This window comes from Nonomuraea sp. NPDC050680 (genome assembly GCF_040654555.1).
In the GTDB taxonomy this organism is placed as follows: Bacteria; Actinomycetota; Actinomycetes; order Streptosporangiales; family Streptosporangiaceae; genus Nonomuraea.
In genome coordinates, this window is sequence record NZ_JBFAIF010000002.1 from 905,936 (window position 1) to 919,843 (window position 13,908).

The 13,908-nt window shown below is 68.6% G+C and carries 11 protein-coding genes and 4 tRNA genes; 9 read left to right on the top strand and 6 right to left on the bottom strand.

Translation table 11 applies throughout. The features are described 5' to 3' along the window. Positions 1-95 precede the first annotated feature (95 nt). The 4 genes from AB0H88_RS10565 (at position 96) to AB0H88_RS10580 (ending at position 5,510) form a co-directional block, all read left to right on the top strand. Positions 96-719, top strand: coding sequence for a helix-turn-helix domain-containing protein (locus tag AB0H88_RS10565; protein WP_357643035.1), 624 nt, complete (start codon positions 96-98; stop codon positions 717-719). Continuing rightward, on the top strand, positions 719-2,455 hold the full coding sequence (locus AB0H88_RS10570; protein ID WP_357643036.1) for an ABC transporter ATP-binding protein: 1,737 nt from the start codon (positions 719-721) through the stop codon (positions 2,453-2,455). The genes AB0H88_RS10565 and AB0H88_RS10570 overlap by 1 nt, the downstream gene beginning before the upstream one ends. A gap of 130 nt (positions 2,456-2,585) precedes the next feature. Next, the gene (locus AB0H88_RS10575) at positions 2,586-4,538 is read left to right on the top strand and encodes an ABC transporter ATP-binding protein (protein WP_357643037.1); all 1,953 of its coding nucleotides are present in this window, start codon (positions 2,586-2,588) and stop codon (positions 4,536-4,538) included. A 99-nt stretch (positions 4,539-4,637) separates the two neighbouring features. After that, entirely contained in the window at positions 4,638-5,510 is an 873-nt protein-coding gene (locus AB0H88_RS10580; RefSeq protein ID WP_357643038.1) for an LLM class F420-dependent oxidoreductase, read from the top strand. 72 nt (positions 5,511-5,582) lie between these two features. Here AB0H88_RS10580 and AB0H88_RS10585 read toward each other — a convergent pair. From AB0H88_RS10585 to AB0H88_RS10610, 6 genes are all read right to left on the bottom strand, one after another. Next, positions 5,583-5,657, bottom strand: a tRNA-Val gene (locus AB0H88_RS10585). Positions 5,658-5,679: 22 nt separating this feature from the next. Further along, positions 5,680-5,751 (bottom strand) — tRNA-Gly (locus AB0H88_RS10590). Positions 5,752-5,805: 54 nt separating this feature from the next. Beyond that, positions 5,806-5,876: transfer RNA gene (locus AB0H88_RS10595), tRNA-Cys, on the bottom strand. Between the two features lie 16 nt (positions 5,877-5,892). Continuing rightward, positions 5,893-5,964: transfer RNA gene (locus AB0H88_RS10600), tRNA-Gly, on the bottom strand. A gap of 145 nt (positions 5,965-6,109) precedes the next feature. Continuing rightward, positions 6,110-8,524, bottom strand: a complete 2,415-nt coding sequence (locus AB0H88_RS10605) for an N-acetylmuramoyl-L-alanine amidase (protein WP_357643039.1) — start codon at positions 8,522-8,524, stop codon at positions 6,110-6,112. Positions 8,525-8,558: 34 nt separating this feature from the next. Further along, a complete protein-coding gene (locus AB0H88_RS10610; protein WP_357643040.1) occupies positions 8,559-9,173 on the bottom strand; it encodes a TetR/AcrR family transcriptional regulator in 615 nt (204 codons plus the stop codon). Between the two features lie 58 nt (positions 9,174-9,231). On the opposite strand from AB0H88_RS10610, the gene AB0H88_RS10615 reads away from it, so the two are divergent. From AB0H88_RS10615 to AB0H88_RS10635, 5 genes are all read left to right on the top strand, one after another. Then, positions 9,232-10,035 carry an ABC transporter ATP-binding protein gene (locus AB0H88_RS10615; protein WP_357643041.1) on the top strand — a complete coding sequence of 268 codons (804 nt, stop codon included), beginning with the start codon at positions 9,232-9,234 and terminating at the stop codon, positions 10,033-10,035. 31 nt (positions 10,036-10,066) lie between these two features. Continuing rightward, positions 10,067-10,807 carry an ABC transporter permease gene (locus tag AB0H88_RS10620; RefSeq protein WP_357643042.1) on the top strand — a complete coding sequence of 247 codons (741 nt, stop codon included), beginning with the start codon at positions 10,067-10,069 and terminating at the stop codon, positions 10,805-10,807. Between the two features lie 68 nt (positions 10,808-10,875). Continuing rightward, positions 10,876-11,151 carry a hypothetical protein gene (locus tag AB0H88_RS10625; protein ID WP_225289808.1) on the top strand — a complete coding sequence of 92 codons (276 nt, stop codon included), beginning with the start codon at positions 10,876-10,878 and terminating at the stop codon, positions 11,149-11,151. A gap of 47 nt (positions 11,152-11,198) precedes the next feature. After that, the gene (gene glmS / locus AB0H88_RS10630; RefSeq protein ID WP_357643043.1) at positions 11,199-13,019 is read left to right on the top strand and encodes a glutamine--fructose-6-phosphate transaminase (isomerizing); all 1,821 of its coding nucleotides are present in this window, start codon (positions 11,199-11,201) and stop codon (positions 13,017-13,019) included. 73 nt (positions 13,020-13,092) lie between these two features. Then, positions 13,093-13,860 carry an SAM-dependent methyltransferase gene (locus tag AB0H88_RS10635; protein ID WP_357643044.1) on the top strand — a complete coding sequence of 256 codons (768 nt, stop codon included), beginning with the start codon at positions 13,093-13,095 and terminating at the stop codon, positions 13,858-13,860. Positions 13,861-13,908: the final 48 nt, after the last annotated feature.

The following is a 13,908-nucleotide window of genomic DNA, read 5'->3' on the forward strand; positions in this document are numbered from 1 at the left end:
GTGCAGGGGTCCTTCCTGGAAGCCGCAGCCGCGGCGCACCCATCTCCGGATAAACCATTTGAACGAGTGAGTACTCGCTCATTAGGATCGTCCGCATGACGAAGAGGCGAAGGGTGCCGGCCATGGCGCCGGAAGAGCGTCGGGCCACACTCATCGCCGCCACGCTGCCCCTGCTGCGCGAGTACGGCACCGCGGTGAGCACTCGCCAGATCGCCGAGGCCGCGGGCGTGGCCGAGGGGACGATCTTCGGAGTCTTCCCCGACAAGGCCTCGCTGGTGCGGGCGGCGGTGATGAGCGCGTTCGACCCGAAGCCGGCGGTGGACGCGCTGACCGCCATCGGCACCCGGATCGACCTGCGCGCGCGGCTGCGCGAGGCGGTCACGATGCTGCGGGCCGGAATGAACGCCAACGCCAACCTCATCACCGGGCCCAAGGAGCTGATGGTCGACGACGTCGAGTTCCGCGAGCGGATGCTGGACAGCCGGCGTCAGATACTGGCCGCGGTCACCGCTCTGCTCGAGCCCGATCGCGACCGGTTGCGCCGCTCTCCCGAGGCCACGGCACAGCTGCTCCTCATGTTGATCGCGGTGAGTGTGCATCGCGGTTTCGGTCAGGGCGGCGAGTTCGGAGACATGGACGACGCGGAGATCGTCTCCGTCCTGCTCGACGGGCTGCTGCTGCGGCCTTCCCCCACTCCTTCGACAGAAAGCGCTTCTTGATGCTGCTCCGTCTCTTGCGGGCACAGCTCAGGCCGTACGGGAAAGAGATCACGCTCGTCGTCCTCTTCCAGTTCGTGCAGACACTGGCCACGCTCTATCTCCCCTCCCTCAACGCCGACATCATCGACAACGGCGTCGTCAAAGGTGACACCGGATACATCGCCCGCGTCGGGCTGGTGATGCTCGGTGTGACGCTCATCCAGATCATCTGCTCGGTCGTGGCCGTCTACTACGGCGCCCGGACCTCGATGGCCCTGGGCCGGGACTTACGGGCCGCGATCTTCCACCGGGTGCAGGACTTCTCCACCCAGGAGGTCAACCGGTTCGGCCCGCCGTCCCTGATCACCCGGACCACCAACGACGTGCAGCAGATCCAGTTGCTCGTGCTGATGACGTTCACGATGATGGTGGCCGCGCCGATCATGTGCGTCGGCGGCATCGTGCTGGCGCTGCGCCACGACGCGACGCTGTCGTCGCTGCTGCTCGTCGTACTGCCCGTGCTGCTCGTCATCGTGGGCGTGATCGTGATGCGCATGCGTCCGCTCTTCCGCATGATGCAGGAGCGCATCGACCGGATCAACCAGGTGCTGCGCGAGCAGATCACCGGCATCCGGGTCATCAGGGCCTTCGTCCGCGACCGGCACGAGCGTGAGCGCTTCGCGGTGGCCAACGACCAGCTGACCGACGTGTCGCTGCGGGTCGGGCGGCTGATGGCGCTGATGTTCCCCACGGTCATGCTGGTGGTGAACGTGTCGAGCGTCGCGGTCGTGTGGTTCGGCGGCCATCGCATCGCCGACGGGAGCATGCAGGTGGGCGCGCTGACCGCGGTCATCTCCTACCTGATGCAGATCCTCATGTCGGTGATGATGGCGATGTTCATGTTCATGATGATCCCTCGGGCCGAGGTCTGCGCCGAGCGCATCGAGGAGGTCCTCGACACCGAGCCGACCGTCCACCCGCCGGCCACCCCCGTCGCCCCGGACAGTCACCTGGGTGAGCTGGAGCTGCGGTCCGTGGACTTCCGCTATCCGGGCGCCGACGAGCCGGTGCTGTGCGAGGTGAGCTTCGCCGCGCGGCCGGGCCGTACCACCGCGATCATCGGCAGTACGGGCAGCGGCAAGACGACGCTGCTCAACCTCATCCCGCGGCTGTTCGACGCGACCGCCGGCGAGGTGCTGGTCGACGGCGTCAGCGTACGAGACCTCGACCCGGCCATGCTCTCCCGGGCGGTCGGCCTGGTCCCGCAGTCGCCGTACCTCTTCTCCGGCACGATCGCCTCCAACCTGCGCTACGGCAGGCCGGACGCGACCGACGAGGAGCTGTGGCAGGCCCTTGACGTGGCGCAGGCCCGCGAGTTCGTCGAGGCGATGCCCGAGGGCCTGGACGAGCCGATCGCCCAGGGCGGCACGAACGTCTCCGGCGGCCAGCGCCAGCGCCTGGCCATCGCCAGGACACTGGTGCACCGGCCCGAGATCTACCTGTTCGACGACTCCTTCTCCGCCCTCGACTACGCCACCGACGCCCGGCTGCGGGCCGCGCTGGCCGAGGAGATCACCGACGCCACGATCATCATCGTGGCCCAGCGAGTGAACACGATCCGCGACGCCGACCGCATCATCGTGCTCGACGACGGCCGCGTGGTCGGCAGCGGCGACCACGCCGAGCTCATGGCCACCTGCCCGACCTATCGGGAGATCGTGCTGTCTCAGCTCACCGAACAGGAGGCCGCGGCATGACCGAGCTCATCACCATGCACAGCACCTTGGTCATGCGACCGAGTGTTATGCGACCGAGTGTTATGCGATCAAGTGTTATGCGATCAAGCGTTATGCGATCAAGCGTTATGCGATCAAGGAAGGAGGGTTCATGACCACCCAGACGCCCGCGCGCCGCCCCACGCCCGCTTTCGGGCCGGGCCGGATGATGGCCGGACCGGCCGAGAAAGCGCACGACTTCGGCGGTTCGTTACGGCGCCTGCTGCGGCTGCTGCACCCCGAGCGCGCGCTGCTGGCCGTCATCCTGGCCCTCGGAACGGTCAGCGTCGCGCTGACCGTGACCGGTCCCAAGATCCTCGGCCACGCCACGGACCTGATCTTCTCGGGCATCATCGGCACCCAGCTGCCCGCCGGGATCACCAAGGAGCAGGCCGTGGCGGGGCTGCGCGCCAAGGGCCAGGGCACGTTCGCCGACATGGTGTCGGCGATGAGCGTGGTGCCCGGCCAGGGCATCGACTTCACCGCGCTGGCCCAGGTGCTGGGCTGGGTGCTGGCGCTCTACCTGGTGGCGGCGCTGCTCGGGATCGTGCAGTTCCGGCTGACCACGATCGTCGTGCAGCGGGCGGCCTCCCGGCTGCGCGAGCGGATCGAGGCCAAGCTGGCGCGACTGCCGCTGAGCTACTTCGACGACCAGCCGCGCGGCGAGATCCTCAGCCGCGCCACCAACGACACCGACAACATCGCGCAGACGCTGCAGCAGACGATGAGCCAGCTCATCTCGTCGGTGCTGACGGTCGTGGGCGTGCTGGTGATGATGTTCTGGATCTCGCCGCTCCTGGCGCTCATCGCGCTGGTCACGGTGCCGCTGTCGGTCTACATCACGACGGTCATCGGAAAGCGGTCGCAGCCGCAGTTCATCAAGCAGTGGTCCTCGACGGGCAAGCTCAACGGCCACATCGAGGAGATGTTCGGGGGGCACACGCTGGTCAAGGTGTTCGGCAGGCAGAAGGAGGTCGCCGAGACCTTCGATGAGCACAACCAGGCCCTGTTCACCTCCAGCTTCCGCGCCCAGTTCATCTCCGGGCTCATCCAGCCGGCGATGATGTTCATCGGCAACCTCAACTACGTGCTGGTCGCCGTGGTGGGCGGGTTCAACGTGGCCTCGGGCTCGATCTCGCTGGGCAACGTGCAGGCCTTCATCCAATACTCCAGGCAGTTCAGCCAGCCGCTGACCCAGGTGGCCGGCATGGCGACCCTGGTGCAATCGGGCGTCGCCTCGGCCGAACGGGTCTTCGAGCTGCTGGAGGCTCCGGAGCAGTCCGCCGAGCCCGCCGAGCCCGCGCGGCCCGAGCAGGTCAGGGGCCGCGTGGCGTTCGAGAACGTCTCCTTCCGCTACGCGCCGGACCGGCCGCTGATCGAGAACCTGTCGCTGACCGTCGAACCCGGCCAGACCGTGGCCATCGTCGGCCCCACGGGAGCGGGCAAGACGACGCTGGTCAACCTCATCATGCGCTTCTACGAGGTGACCGGCGGCCGTATCACGCTCGACGGCGTCGACATCGCGCAGATGTCCAGGGAAGACCTGCGCGCCAACATGGGCATGGTGCTGCAGGACACCTGGCTGTTCGGCGGCACGATCGCGGAGAACATCGGCTACGGGGCGGAGGGCGCCACGCGCGAACAGATCGAGGCCGCCGCTGAGGCCGCCCACGTCGACCGCATCGCGCACACGCTGCCCGACGGCTACGACACGGTGATCGACGAGGAGGGCGCGACGGTCAGCGCGGGCGAGACGCAGCTGATCACGATCGCCCGCGCGTTCCTGTCCGAGCCGGCGATCCTGATCCTGGACGAGGCCACCAGCTCGGTCGACACCCGGACCGAGGTGCTCATCCAGCGGGCGATGAACTCGCTGCGCGAGGGGCGTACCAGCTTCGTGATCGCCCACCGGCTGTCCACGATCCGCGACGCCAGCCTGATCCTGGTCATGGAGAACGGGCGGATCGTCGAGCAGGGCACGCACGAGTCGCTGCTGGCCGCGGACGGCGCCTACGCCCGGCTGTACTCGGCCCAGTTCGGCCGGGCAGTCGCGGAGGTGGACTAGCTCGGCACCGGTGACTCCTGGGCAAGTGTCGCACCTGGTTGATCGACGCCGGGTAGACGATGATGGTCAGGAGTCACCGGATCTTGACGGGAGCCACGCATGCGGATCGGTGTCGTCTTTCCTCAGACCGAACTCGGCGCCGACGTGGGCGCCGTACGGGCCTACGGACAGCGGGTCGAGGAGCTCGGGTTCCGGCATGTGCTGGCCTATGACCACGTCGTAGGCGCCGATCCGGCGGTCCACCAGGGCTGGGACGGCCCCTACGACGTGCGGACCACCTTCCACGAGCCGATGGTCCTGTTCGGCTACCTCGCCGCGCTGACCTCGCTGGAGCTCGTCACGGGCATCATCATCCTGCCCCAGCGGCAGACGGCCCTGGTGGCCAAGCAGGCGGCGGAGGTCGACCTGCTCACCGCCGGTCGGTTCCGGCTGGGCGTGGGACTGGGCTGGAACCGGGTGGAGTACGAAGCCCTCGGCCAGGATTTCAGCACCCGAGGCAAGCGCATCGACGAGCAGGTCGCGTTGCTGCGCCGGTTGTGGACCGAGCCGTCGCTCACGTTCGAGGGCACCTTCGACCGGGTGACCGGCGCGGGGCTGGCGCCGCTGCCCGTGCAGCGGCCCATCCCCGTCTGGTTCGGCGCGCAGTCGGCCCCGGCGTACCGCCGCGCCGGACGCCTGGCCGACGGGTGGTTCCCGCAGATGTCTCCGGGGCCGAAGCTCGACGAGGCCAAGGCCATGGTCGCGGAGGCCGCCACGCAGGCGGGCCGCGACCCCGCCACGCTGGGTATGGAAGGCCGCGTCAGCTGGACGGGCGACGCGGAGGAACTGCGCGAGGCGGCCCGGCGGTGGCGGGAGTCCGGAGCCACTCATGTCGCCATCAACACCATGCGGGCGGGGCTCCGCTCGGTCGACGAGCACCTCGCCGCGCTGGAGACAGCCGCCGACGCGCTCGAGGTCGGGAAGGCCGATTAGTTCACGGAACGACAAGAAGCCCCAGAGTCTCGGCATGTGCCGTGATCTGGGGCTTTAATTCCTGTTGATGCCTGGTGGACGATACTGGGATTGAACCAGTGACCTCTTCCGTGTCAGGGAAGCGCTCTCCCGCTGAGCTAATCGTCCTTATCGAGTTACTTGAACTCCGAGCGGAAGACGGGATTCGAACCCGCGACCCTCACCTTGGCAAGGTGATGCTCTACCACTGAGCCACTTCCGCGTGGTGCCACACTTAACTTTAGCGGACCTGGGAGGGTCCGCTGTCCAGCGACCGAGGTGGAGACGGGATTTGAACCCGTGTAGACGGCTTTGCAGGCCGCTGCCTCGCCTCTCGGCCACTCCACCAGGAGATTGAACTCCGAGCGGAAGACGGGATTCGAACCCGCGACCCTCACCTTGGCAAGGTGATGCTCTACCACTGAGCCACTTCCGCGTGTTCCGGCGACGTGCCGGCCACGGGAAAACCATATCGCCTTCGGGGAGTGCGCGTGCGCGGCCAGAGGGTGTGCGGGTGAGATTCAGCGGGTCACGCGGCGGATGGGGTGCAGCGGGTCATGCGGCCGGTGGAGTTCGGTGTGTCACATGGGCGGCTGGGGGTGGTGGGTCACATGGGCGCGTGGGTGTGGGTCGCGTGGGTGTGGGTGTGGGTAGGTCAGACGGGTGGGTGGCGTTCGGTGGGTCACGCGGACGTCCCTGGCCATGACGAACATGACGCGGTGGCCGAACTGGATCTGGTGGTAGCGGTCCTTGCCCGTGACGGTGACGTGGTCGGCCGGGTCGAAGGAGTTCGTCGCGTGGTAGGAGCCGGGCAGCGTGAGGCCGAGTGAGTAGTACTGGCCGGGGTGGATGACGTAGTCGAGCGGTGTTGAGGGCTGGTAGGCGACGGTGCCGCGGTAGGCGGACTTCTCGGGGTACGCACGGCCGTACACCTTGATGTGTCTTCTGCGGGGGGTGACGAGCGGGCCCCTCGCCGGGATGGCGGTGGGGGCGGTGGCGGGGTTGTAGAACCAGGCCTTGCTGCCCAGATACCAGATGGCAGTCCAGTCGCCCTTCCGGCCCGCCACGGCGTACCGCTGGCCGGTCGAGGCGCGGGCGCTGTGGTCGTAGACGCTGTACGTGCTGGGCTTGCCGACGCGTTTGCCGATGTCGTCCACGAGGGGCGCGTCGTCGCGCGGTTCTGTTCGCAGGAAGACCGCGGAGGCGCCGTGCGGGGGACAGGGTTGGGGGGATTTAGCCGATTTGGTGGGCTTGGCGGATTTGGCGAGCTCGGTGGGGTCGGCGGGCTTGGGGAACTTGGCAGGCTCGATGGGGTCGGCGGGCTCGGCCGGCTCAGTGGCGTCGGTGGCTTCGGCTTCGGCGGATTTGGTGGGGCTGGCGGTGCAGCCGGTGAAATGTGGTTGATTGGTGCCGTAGGTGGGACGGATGATGATCGACGTGCCCTTCTTGGCCTTTTTGAGTGGGCTGCCCATCAGGTTGAAATAGTGTGCCCAGTTCCAGTACGGTCCCGGGTCCTCGTGCATGGACGGGAGCGTTTCGGGGTTCGGGCCCGGGACGTTGTCGTGGCCGAGGATGTGGGCGCGGTCGAGCGGAATGTGGTGTTTGGCGGCCAGATATTTCACCAGTTTGGCTGACGAACGGTACATCGCCTCCGTGTACCAGGTGCCGCCGCTGGCCAGGTAGCCCTCGTGTTCGATGCCGATGGAGCGGGAGTTGATATCCCAGTTGCCGGCATGCCAGGCGATATCTTTTGTGCGTACGTGCTGGGCGACATGTCCGTCGCTGGAGCGGATCGTGTAGTGCCAGCTCACGTACTCCGGGTCGTTCACCATCGACGGGACGCCTTCGTAGGTGCCCTCGGTGTCGTGGATCACGATGTAGTCGATGCGTCTCGGCCCATTCAGGGTGTCGTGGTTGCCGTAGTCGCCCTTGCCGGTGCGTTTGTAGGCGGCGGGCATCCACTCGCAGGCGAGTGAGGCGGGGCATTCGACGTTCGCCGTGTTCGTGTGCGGGGCCGGGGGTGCCGGATGGCCCGTGTCGGTTCCGGGTGTCGGCGGCTGGTCTTCTGGGGCCGCAGGTTGTGCCTGGTCGGCGACAGGTTGTGCCACGTTGGGTCGGGGCTGTGTCACGTCGGCCGGCGCCGGGAGTGAGGCCGGGAGTGGGAAGGGGACGGGCAGTGGGGGCGGGTAGTTGGCGTCGGTGATTTCAGCTGACGCCGAGGAGCCTCCAGCGGTCTTCGGTGAGGTCGGCGAGCGAAGGGTGGGGATGGCTGTCAGCCGTACCGGCTGGCCGTCGTCCGTGCGGCGGGTGGCTCCCTCGCGGATCACCGCGAACACCTCGTCGGCGAAGGCGCGGGCCGCGTTCGGGTCGGGCGCGCCCGAGTAGCGGGCGACCGCGTCGTACCAGTCGGCGGGGTTCGCGCTGAGCCGGCGCTGGTAGGACGCGAGCAGGGCGGCGCCGCCTCGGATGTTGGCGGCGGGATCGGCGCGCAGCCGCGCGGGCGCCAGTCCGGCGAGGCGCCCCGCGAGCCGCAGCGTCGCCTCCCGCGCGGACGCCCCGTCACGGGCGCCTCCGGTTACGGCCGGCGGATCGACGACGTGCCTGCCTCCGGTTACGCCCGGCGGATCCACGACGTGCCTGCCTTCGGTTACGCCCGGCGGATCCACGACGTGCCTGCCTCGAGTTGCGCCCGGTGTGTCCACGAGGTGCATTGGGCCGTATCCGCCGGCCACGCTGGGTGATCCGCTGTTCGCGTTCCACCTGGACTCCAGGTACGACACGCCCAGCAGCACACTCTCCGGCACCCCGAACTCCCGCGCCGCCGCCGCGAAGTCGCCCTGGCGGCTCGCCTCAGCCCGATGCCCCACGCCGCCCAGACCCGGAAGTTCGGGCAGTTCGGGGAGGCCGGGCATGGCGACGGTGGACGCGGTGAGACCGACGACGACCCACAGCAACATGAGGACCCCCACACGGCGGAACAGAGAGCGACGGTACAAGCACCGAGCGTAACCATTCCTCGGTAGAGATGGGTCAGGCGGGGCGGATGATACGGACGAGGTCCGCGAGGTCGGCGGCGAATTCCGCGTCCAGGTCGGTCGGCGAGTCGAGGTAGGGCATCAGTCGCTGATGTGCCGGGAAGTCCCCCCGGGCCCGGCGTGACCGGACGTCGTGGCCGGCCGCCGAGAACCGCCCGTTCGCCTCGGACGTCGCGAAGCCCAGCACGAACGTGCTGACCATGCGCTCGATCCGCGGCACCTCGGCGTCGGGCACCCCCGCGTCGATCAGCGCCTGGTAGATCCAGTCCACCACCCGCACCGCGTCGGGCGTGACCGAGGGCCGGGCGAACAGCAGCGGGAAGACGCCGGGATGCTCCCGGGCCAGCCTCCTGGTGGCCCACGCGAACGCGCTCAGCCGCTGGTCCCACGACTCGGCGGGCGGGCCCATCGGGAGGGTGGTCAGCAGGCGTCCGACGAGCCCGTCCAGCAGTTCATCCTTGTTGCGGAAATATCCGTAAAGGGCCATGGGCGTCAGGCCGATGCGTTCGGCGACCGCTCGCATGGTCAGCGCGTCGAGTCCGCGTTCGTCGGCGATCGCGAGGGCGGCGTCGAGGATCTCCGGTTGCCGCTCGGTCTTGAGTTTCCGCACCGCCTCAGTCTACGGTGTAGAGGAGTCTACAACGTAGACCAGGGAAGGGGTGGGAGACATGCTCAAGGCGACGGGACTCGTCAAGCGCTTCAATGAGGTGGCCGCGCTGGACGGCTTCTGCCTGGAGGTGGCGCCGGGGGAGATCGCGGGTCTGGTCGGGCACAACGGCGCCGGCAAGACGACCTTCTTCGAGATCGCCTCGGGGCTCATCACTCCCGAGTCGGGACATGTGGTGATCGACGGCCAAGTGGGCGTCGCGCCGCAGCAGCTCGCGCTCTACCCGAGCGTCACCGTCCGCGAGACCCTGCGCTTCTTCGGTGGACTGGCCGGGCTGCGCCGCCAGGCGCTCAAGCGGGCCATCGACCGGATCGCCGAGGAGATGCTGCTGACGAACGAGCTGGACCGGCGGGTGAGCGTCCTGTCCGGCGGCCAGCAGCGCCGCACCCAGGCCGCCACCGCGCTGGTCGCCGACCCGGCCGTCCTGCTGCTCGACGAGCCGACGGTCGGCGCCGACCCCGAGACGCGAGCCGCCCTTCTCGCGGCCGTCCGCCGCCGGGCCGAGAACGGCGCCACGGTCGTGTACGCCACCCACTACCTGCCCGAACTGACCGAGTTGGCCGCCACGATCGCGGTCGCGAAGAGCGGCAGGGTGATCGCCAGAGGCACCGGCGAGGAGCTGCTCAAGGGCCTGCCGGGCGAGGTGCGGGTGATCTTCGACGACGAGGAGCTCGCCGTCACCACGGCCGACCCCACGGCCACGCTCGCCGAGCTGCTGCGCGGCCTCACCCGGCCGGTACGCGGCATCGACATCCGCCAGCCGTCGCTCGACGACCTCTACAGGGAGTTGTCCGATGTCGCGTGACGACGCACCTGCGAGTACAAGGAGCCGGCCCATGTCGCGTGAGTCGTTCCATCGCATCGCGGTGCTGGTCGGGCACAACGTGCTGTTACGCAGGCGCGATCCCGCCCACCTGGTCAGCTACCTGGTGATGCCGATGGTGCTCATGCTGGTCTTCAAGTCGATGCTCGGCCAGCCGGCGCAGGTGGTGACCGGGCTGCTGGTGATGTTCTCGGTGCTGTCGATGGCCGACGTGGCGACCGCCGTGCTGACCGAGCGTGTCTGGCACACCTGGGACCGGATCAGGGCGACCCGGGCGCGCGTGCCCGAGCTGATCATCGGCAAGACCCTGCCGGTCTTCGTCATCCTGGCCGTCCAGCAGGTCGTCCTGCTGGTCTATGGGGTCCTCGCGGTGGGCATGCGGCCCACAGGGCCGCTCTGGCCGCTCGGGCTGGCCGTCGCCGCGTGGTGCTTCGCCCTCCTCGGCGTGGGTACGGCGCTCGCCGCGGTGGTACGCAGCCATGGTGAGCTCAGCACGCTCTGCAACATCGGCGCCCTGTCGGTCAGCGCGCTGGGCGGGGCACTGGTGCCGTACGCGCTGATGCCGTCATGGGCGCAGACCGTCGCCCCGGCTTCGCCGGGTTACTGGGCGACGATCATGCTGCAGGCCGCTGTGCGCGGCGACGTGTCCGCCACGGTAGGTCCCGCGGTCGTCCTCATCGCCCTCGGTACGGCGGCCGGAGCCTTCGCCTGCCGCCGTCTGGGCAAGGGATGGGGTCGGTCGGCCGTGCTTTAACTCATATCCTGCCCGATTTCGGGCAGAATATTAGCGTGTCGCATCCCAGCTGCGTAGTGTCCTCGTCTGTGTCCCTGGCACGGCATCCCTACGAAGACCTCGTCGCCCACCTCGTCAGGACCAGTGGTCTCGGTCCCGGTGAGGCGGCGCGCGTGGTGGCCGACGTGCTGTCGTACTTCTCCGAGCCGGTCGAGGAGTTCGTACGGCGGCGTCACGGGGAGTTGAAGTCTCGCGGTCTGACCAACGACGAGATCTTCCCCAGGGTCGCCGCGGAACTGCGCGGGCGCCGGGTGGCGCCGCCGGAGCTGTCGCTCCGGCAACTGCGCAGGATCGTGTACGGATAAAAGCGGACAAAACCGTAGAAAAGCCCAAAAGCAGAGGAGAGCGTCGTATGTGCGGAATCGTGGCCTATGTCGGGTCGAAGGATGCGGCGCCCATCCTGCTGGAGGGGCTGCAACGGCTGGAGTACCGAGGCTATGACTCGGCCGGCGTCGTCGTGTCCAACAAGGGGCTCAAGGTACGCAAGGTCAAAGGCCGGGTCGCCGACCTGGCGAAGGTCGTACCCCCCAGGTTCAAGGGCGCCCTCGGCATCGGTCACACGAGGTGGGCCACGCACGGCGTGCCCAGTGACGTCAACGCGCACCCGCACCTGTCGTCCGACGAGCGGATCGCGGTCGTGCACAACGGCATCATCGAGAACGCCGACGAGCTGCGCGCCAAGCTGACCGCCGACGGGGCGGAGTTCGTCTCCGAGACCGACACCGAGGTGCTCGCGCACCTGATCGCCCGTACGGTCGAGGAGACCGACACGCTGGAGGAGGCCGTACGCAAGGCGCTCAAGAGCATCGTCGGCACCTACGGCATCGCGGTCGTCGACGGTGAGCGGCCCGGCGAGGTGGTCGTGGCCCGCAACGGCAGCCCGATCGTGCTCGGCATCGGCGAGAAGGAGATGTTCGCCGCCTCCGACGTGGCCGCGCTGGTCCGCTACACCCGCCAGGTCGTGCACCTGGAGGACGGCGAGCTGGCCGTGCTCAAGGCGGACGGGTTCCACACCTTCGCCAGCGACGCGCGCGAGACCGCCAAGGAGCCGCTGACCGTCGACTGGGACGCCGGGCACTACGACACCGGCGGCTACGAGCACTACCTGCTCAAGGAGATCTCCGAGCAGCCCGACACGGTCTCGCGGACCATGAGCGGCCGCCTCGACGAGCGCTTCCACATCGCGCACCTGGGCGGCCTGAACATGGACGCCCGTGAGACCCGCTCGTTCCGCCGGGTGAAGATCATCGGCTGCGGCTCCGCGTACTACTCCGGCCAGATCGGCGCGCAGCTCATCGAGGAGCTGGCCCGCATCCCGGCCGACGCCGAGCCGGCCAGCGAGTTCCGCTACCGCAACCCGGTCGTCGACCCCGACACGCTCTACGTCGCGATCAGCCAGTCGGGCGAGACCTATGACACGCTCGCGGCCGTACAGGAGCTCAAGCGCAAGGGCGGCCGGGTCATCGGCATCGTCAACGCGGTCGGCAGCGCCATCGCCCGCGAGGTCGACGGCGGCGTCTACCTGCACGCCGGGCCCGAGGTCTCGGTCGCCTCGACCAAGGCGTTCACCTCGACGTCGCTGGCGTTCGCGCTGCTCGCGCTGCACTTCGGCCGGGTGCACGACCTCTCGCCCGCCGACGGCCGCCGCGTCTGCGAGGGCCTGCGCAGGCTGCCCGGCCAGATCGAGGAGATCCTGGCGCAGGGCGACAAGATCGCCGAGCTGGCGAAGAAGTACGCGAACTATCCGAGCATGATGTTCGTCGGCCGGGTCCGCGGTTATCCCGTGGCCCGCGAAGGCGCGCAGAAGCTCAAGGAGATCTCGTACGTGCACGCCGAGGCCTATCCGGCCAGCGAGCTCAAGCACGGCCCGCTCGCGCTCATCGGCCCCGAGATGCCGACGGTGGCGATCGTCCCCGACGACGAACTGCTCGACAAGAACCTCACCACGCTCGGCGAGATCCGCGCCCGCGGCGGCAAGGTGCTCATGGTGGGCCACCGCGAACCCGACGCCAAGCTGGCCGACGACGTCATCGTGGTGCCGAAGAACGAGATCGAGCTGGACCCGATCCTGCTCACGATCCCGCTGCAGCTGCTGGCCTACCACGCCGCCGTGGCACTCGAGCGCGATGTGGATAAGCCACGCAATTTGGCTAAGAGCGTCACAGTCGAGTAACTGCTACGACCCGGCGGCCACAATAGGCACATAGCCCGTCATAAGTGGACCGGCAGGACTTAAGATCGAAACTGTGCCCGAGTTTCCTGCTCAGACGCCAAATCTCGCACGAATGTACGATTACATGCTCGGCGGCACGGACAACTACGCCGTCGACCGCGAGGCGATCGACCGGCTTGCGGCCCTGATCCCGCAAGCCGTCCATCTGGCGCGTGCCAACCGGGCCTTCCTCCAGCGCGCGGTCCGCCACCTGGCGGACGCGGGCATCCGTCAGTTCCTCGATCTGGGCAGCGGGCTGCCGACCCAGGGCAACGTGCACGAGGTGGCGCCGGAGGCGAAAGTCGTCTACGTCGACCGCGACCCGGTCGTCGCCACGCACGCCAGGGCGCTGCTGGAGGAGGCGGGCCGGGCCGTCTTCGTCCAGGCCGACCTGCTCGACCCCGACGAGGTGCTGGCGCAGGCGTCCCGCTTCCTCGACCTGCACGAGCCGGTGGGCGTACTGCTGGTCTCGATCCTGCACTTCATCCCGGACGCCCGCGACCCGGGCAAGATGGTGACCAGGCTGCGCGAGGCGGTGGCGCCCGGCAGCTACCTGGTGCTCACCCACGCGACCTCGCGTGGGCGCTTCGACGAGGGCGCCACGCCGCTCCACCGGCGCACGTCGGCCGGGGGCGGCACCGACCGGACCCCGAGGGAGATCCGGGCGTTCTTCGGAGACTTCGAGCTGGTCGAGCCGGGCCTGGTGCACGCCCCCGACTGGCGGCCCGACCGGCCCAGGCTGGTCAGTGAGCCCTCGCTGCCCTCGTACCTGCTCGTCGGTGCGGGCGAGAAAACTTCATAGTTCTTCCCGACTTTTCGTGATCCCACATAATGACGACCCTGATGTGTA

What these genes read in the sequence shown, in the direction of transcription:
- AB0H88_RS10565 (WP_357643035.1), top strand. Translation starts at nt 96, where the DNA reads ATGACGAAGAGGCGAAGGGTGCCGGCCATGGCGCCGGAAGAGCGTCGG.
- AB0H88_RS10570 (WP_357643036.1), top strand. Translation starts at nt 719, where the DNA reads ATGCTGCTCCGTCTCTTGCGGGCACAGCTCAGGCCGTACGGGAAAGAG.
- AB0H88_RS10575 (WP_357643037.1), top strand. Translation starts at nt 2,586, where the DNA reads ATGACCACCCAGACGCCCGCGCGCCGCCCCACGCCCGCTTTCGGGCCG.
- AB0H88_RS10580 (WP_357643038.1), top strand. Translation starts at nt 4,638, where the DNA reads ATGCGGATCGGTGTCGTCTTTCCTCAGACCGAACTCGGCGCCGACGTG.
- AB0H88_RS10615 (WP_357643041.1), top strand. Translation starts at nt 9,232, where the DNA reads ATGCTCAAGGCGACGGGACTCGTCAAGCGCTTCAATGAGGTGGCCGCG.
- AB0H88_RS10620 (WP_357643042.1), top strand. Translation starts at nt 10,067, where the DNA reads ATGTCGCGTGAGTCGTTCCATCGCATCGCGGTGCTGGTCGGGCACAAC.
- glmS (WP_357643043.1), top strand. Translation starts at nt 11,199, where the DNA reads ATGTGCGGAATCGTGGCCTATGTCGGGTCGAAGGATGCGGCGCCCATC.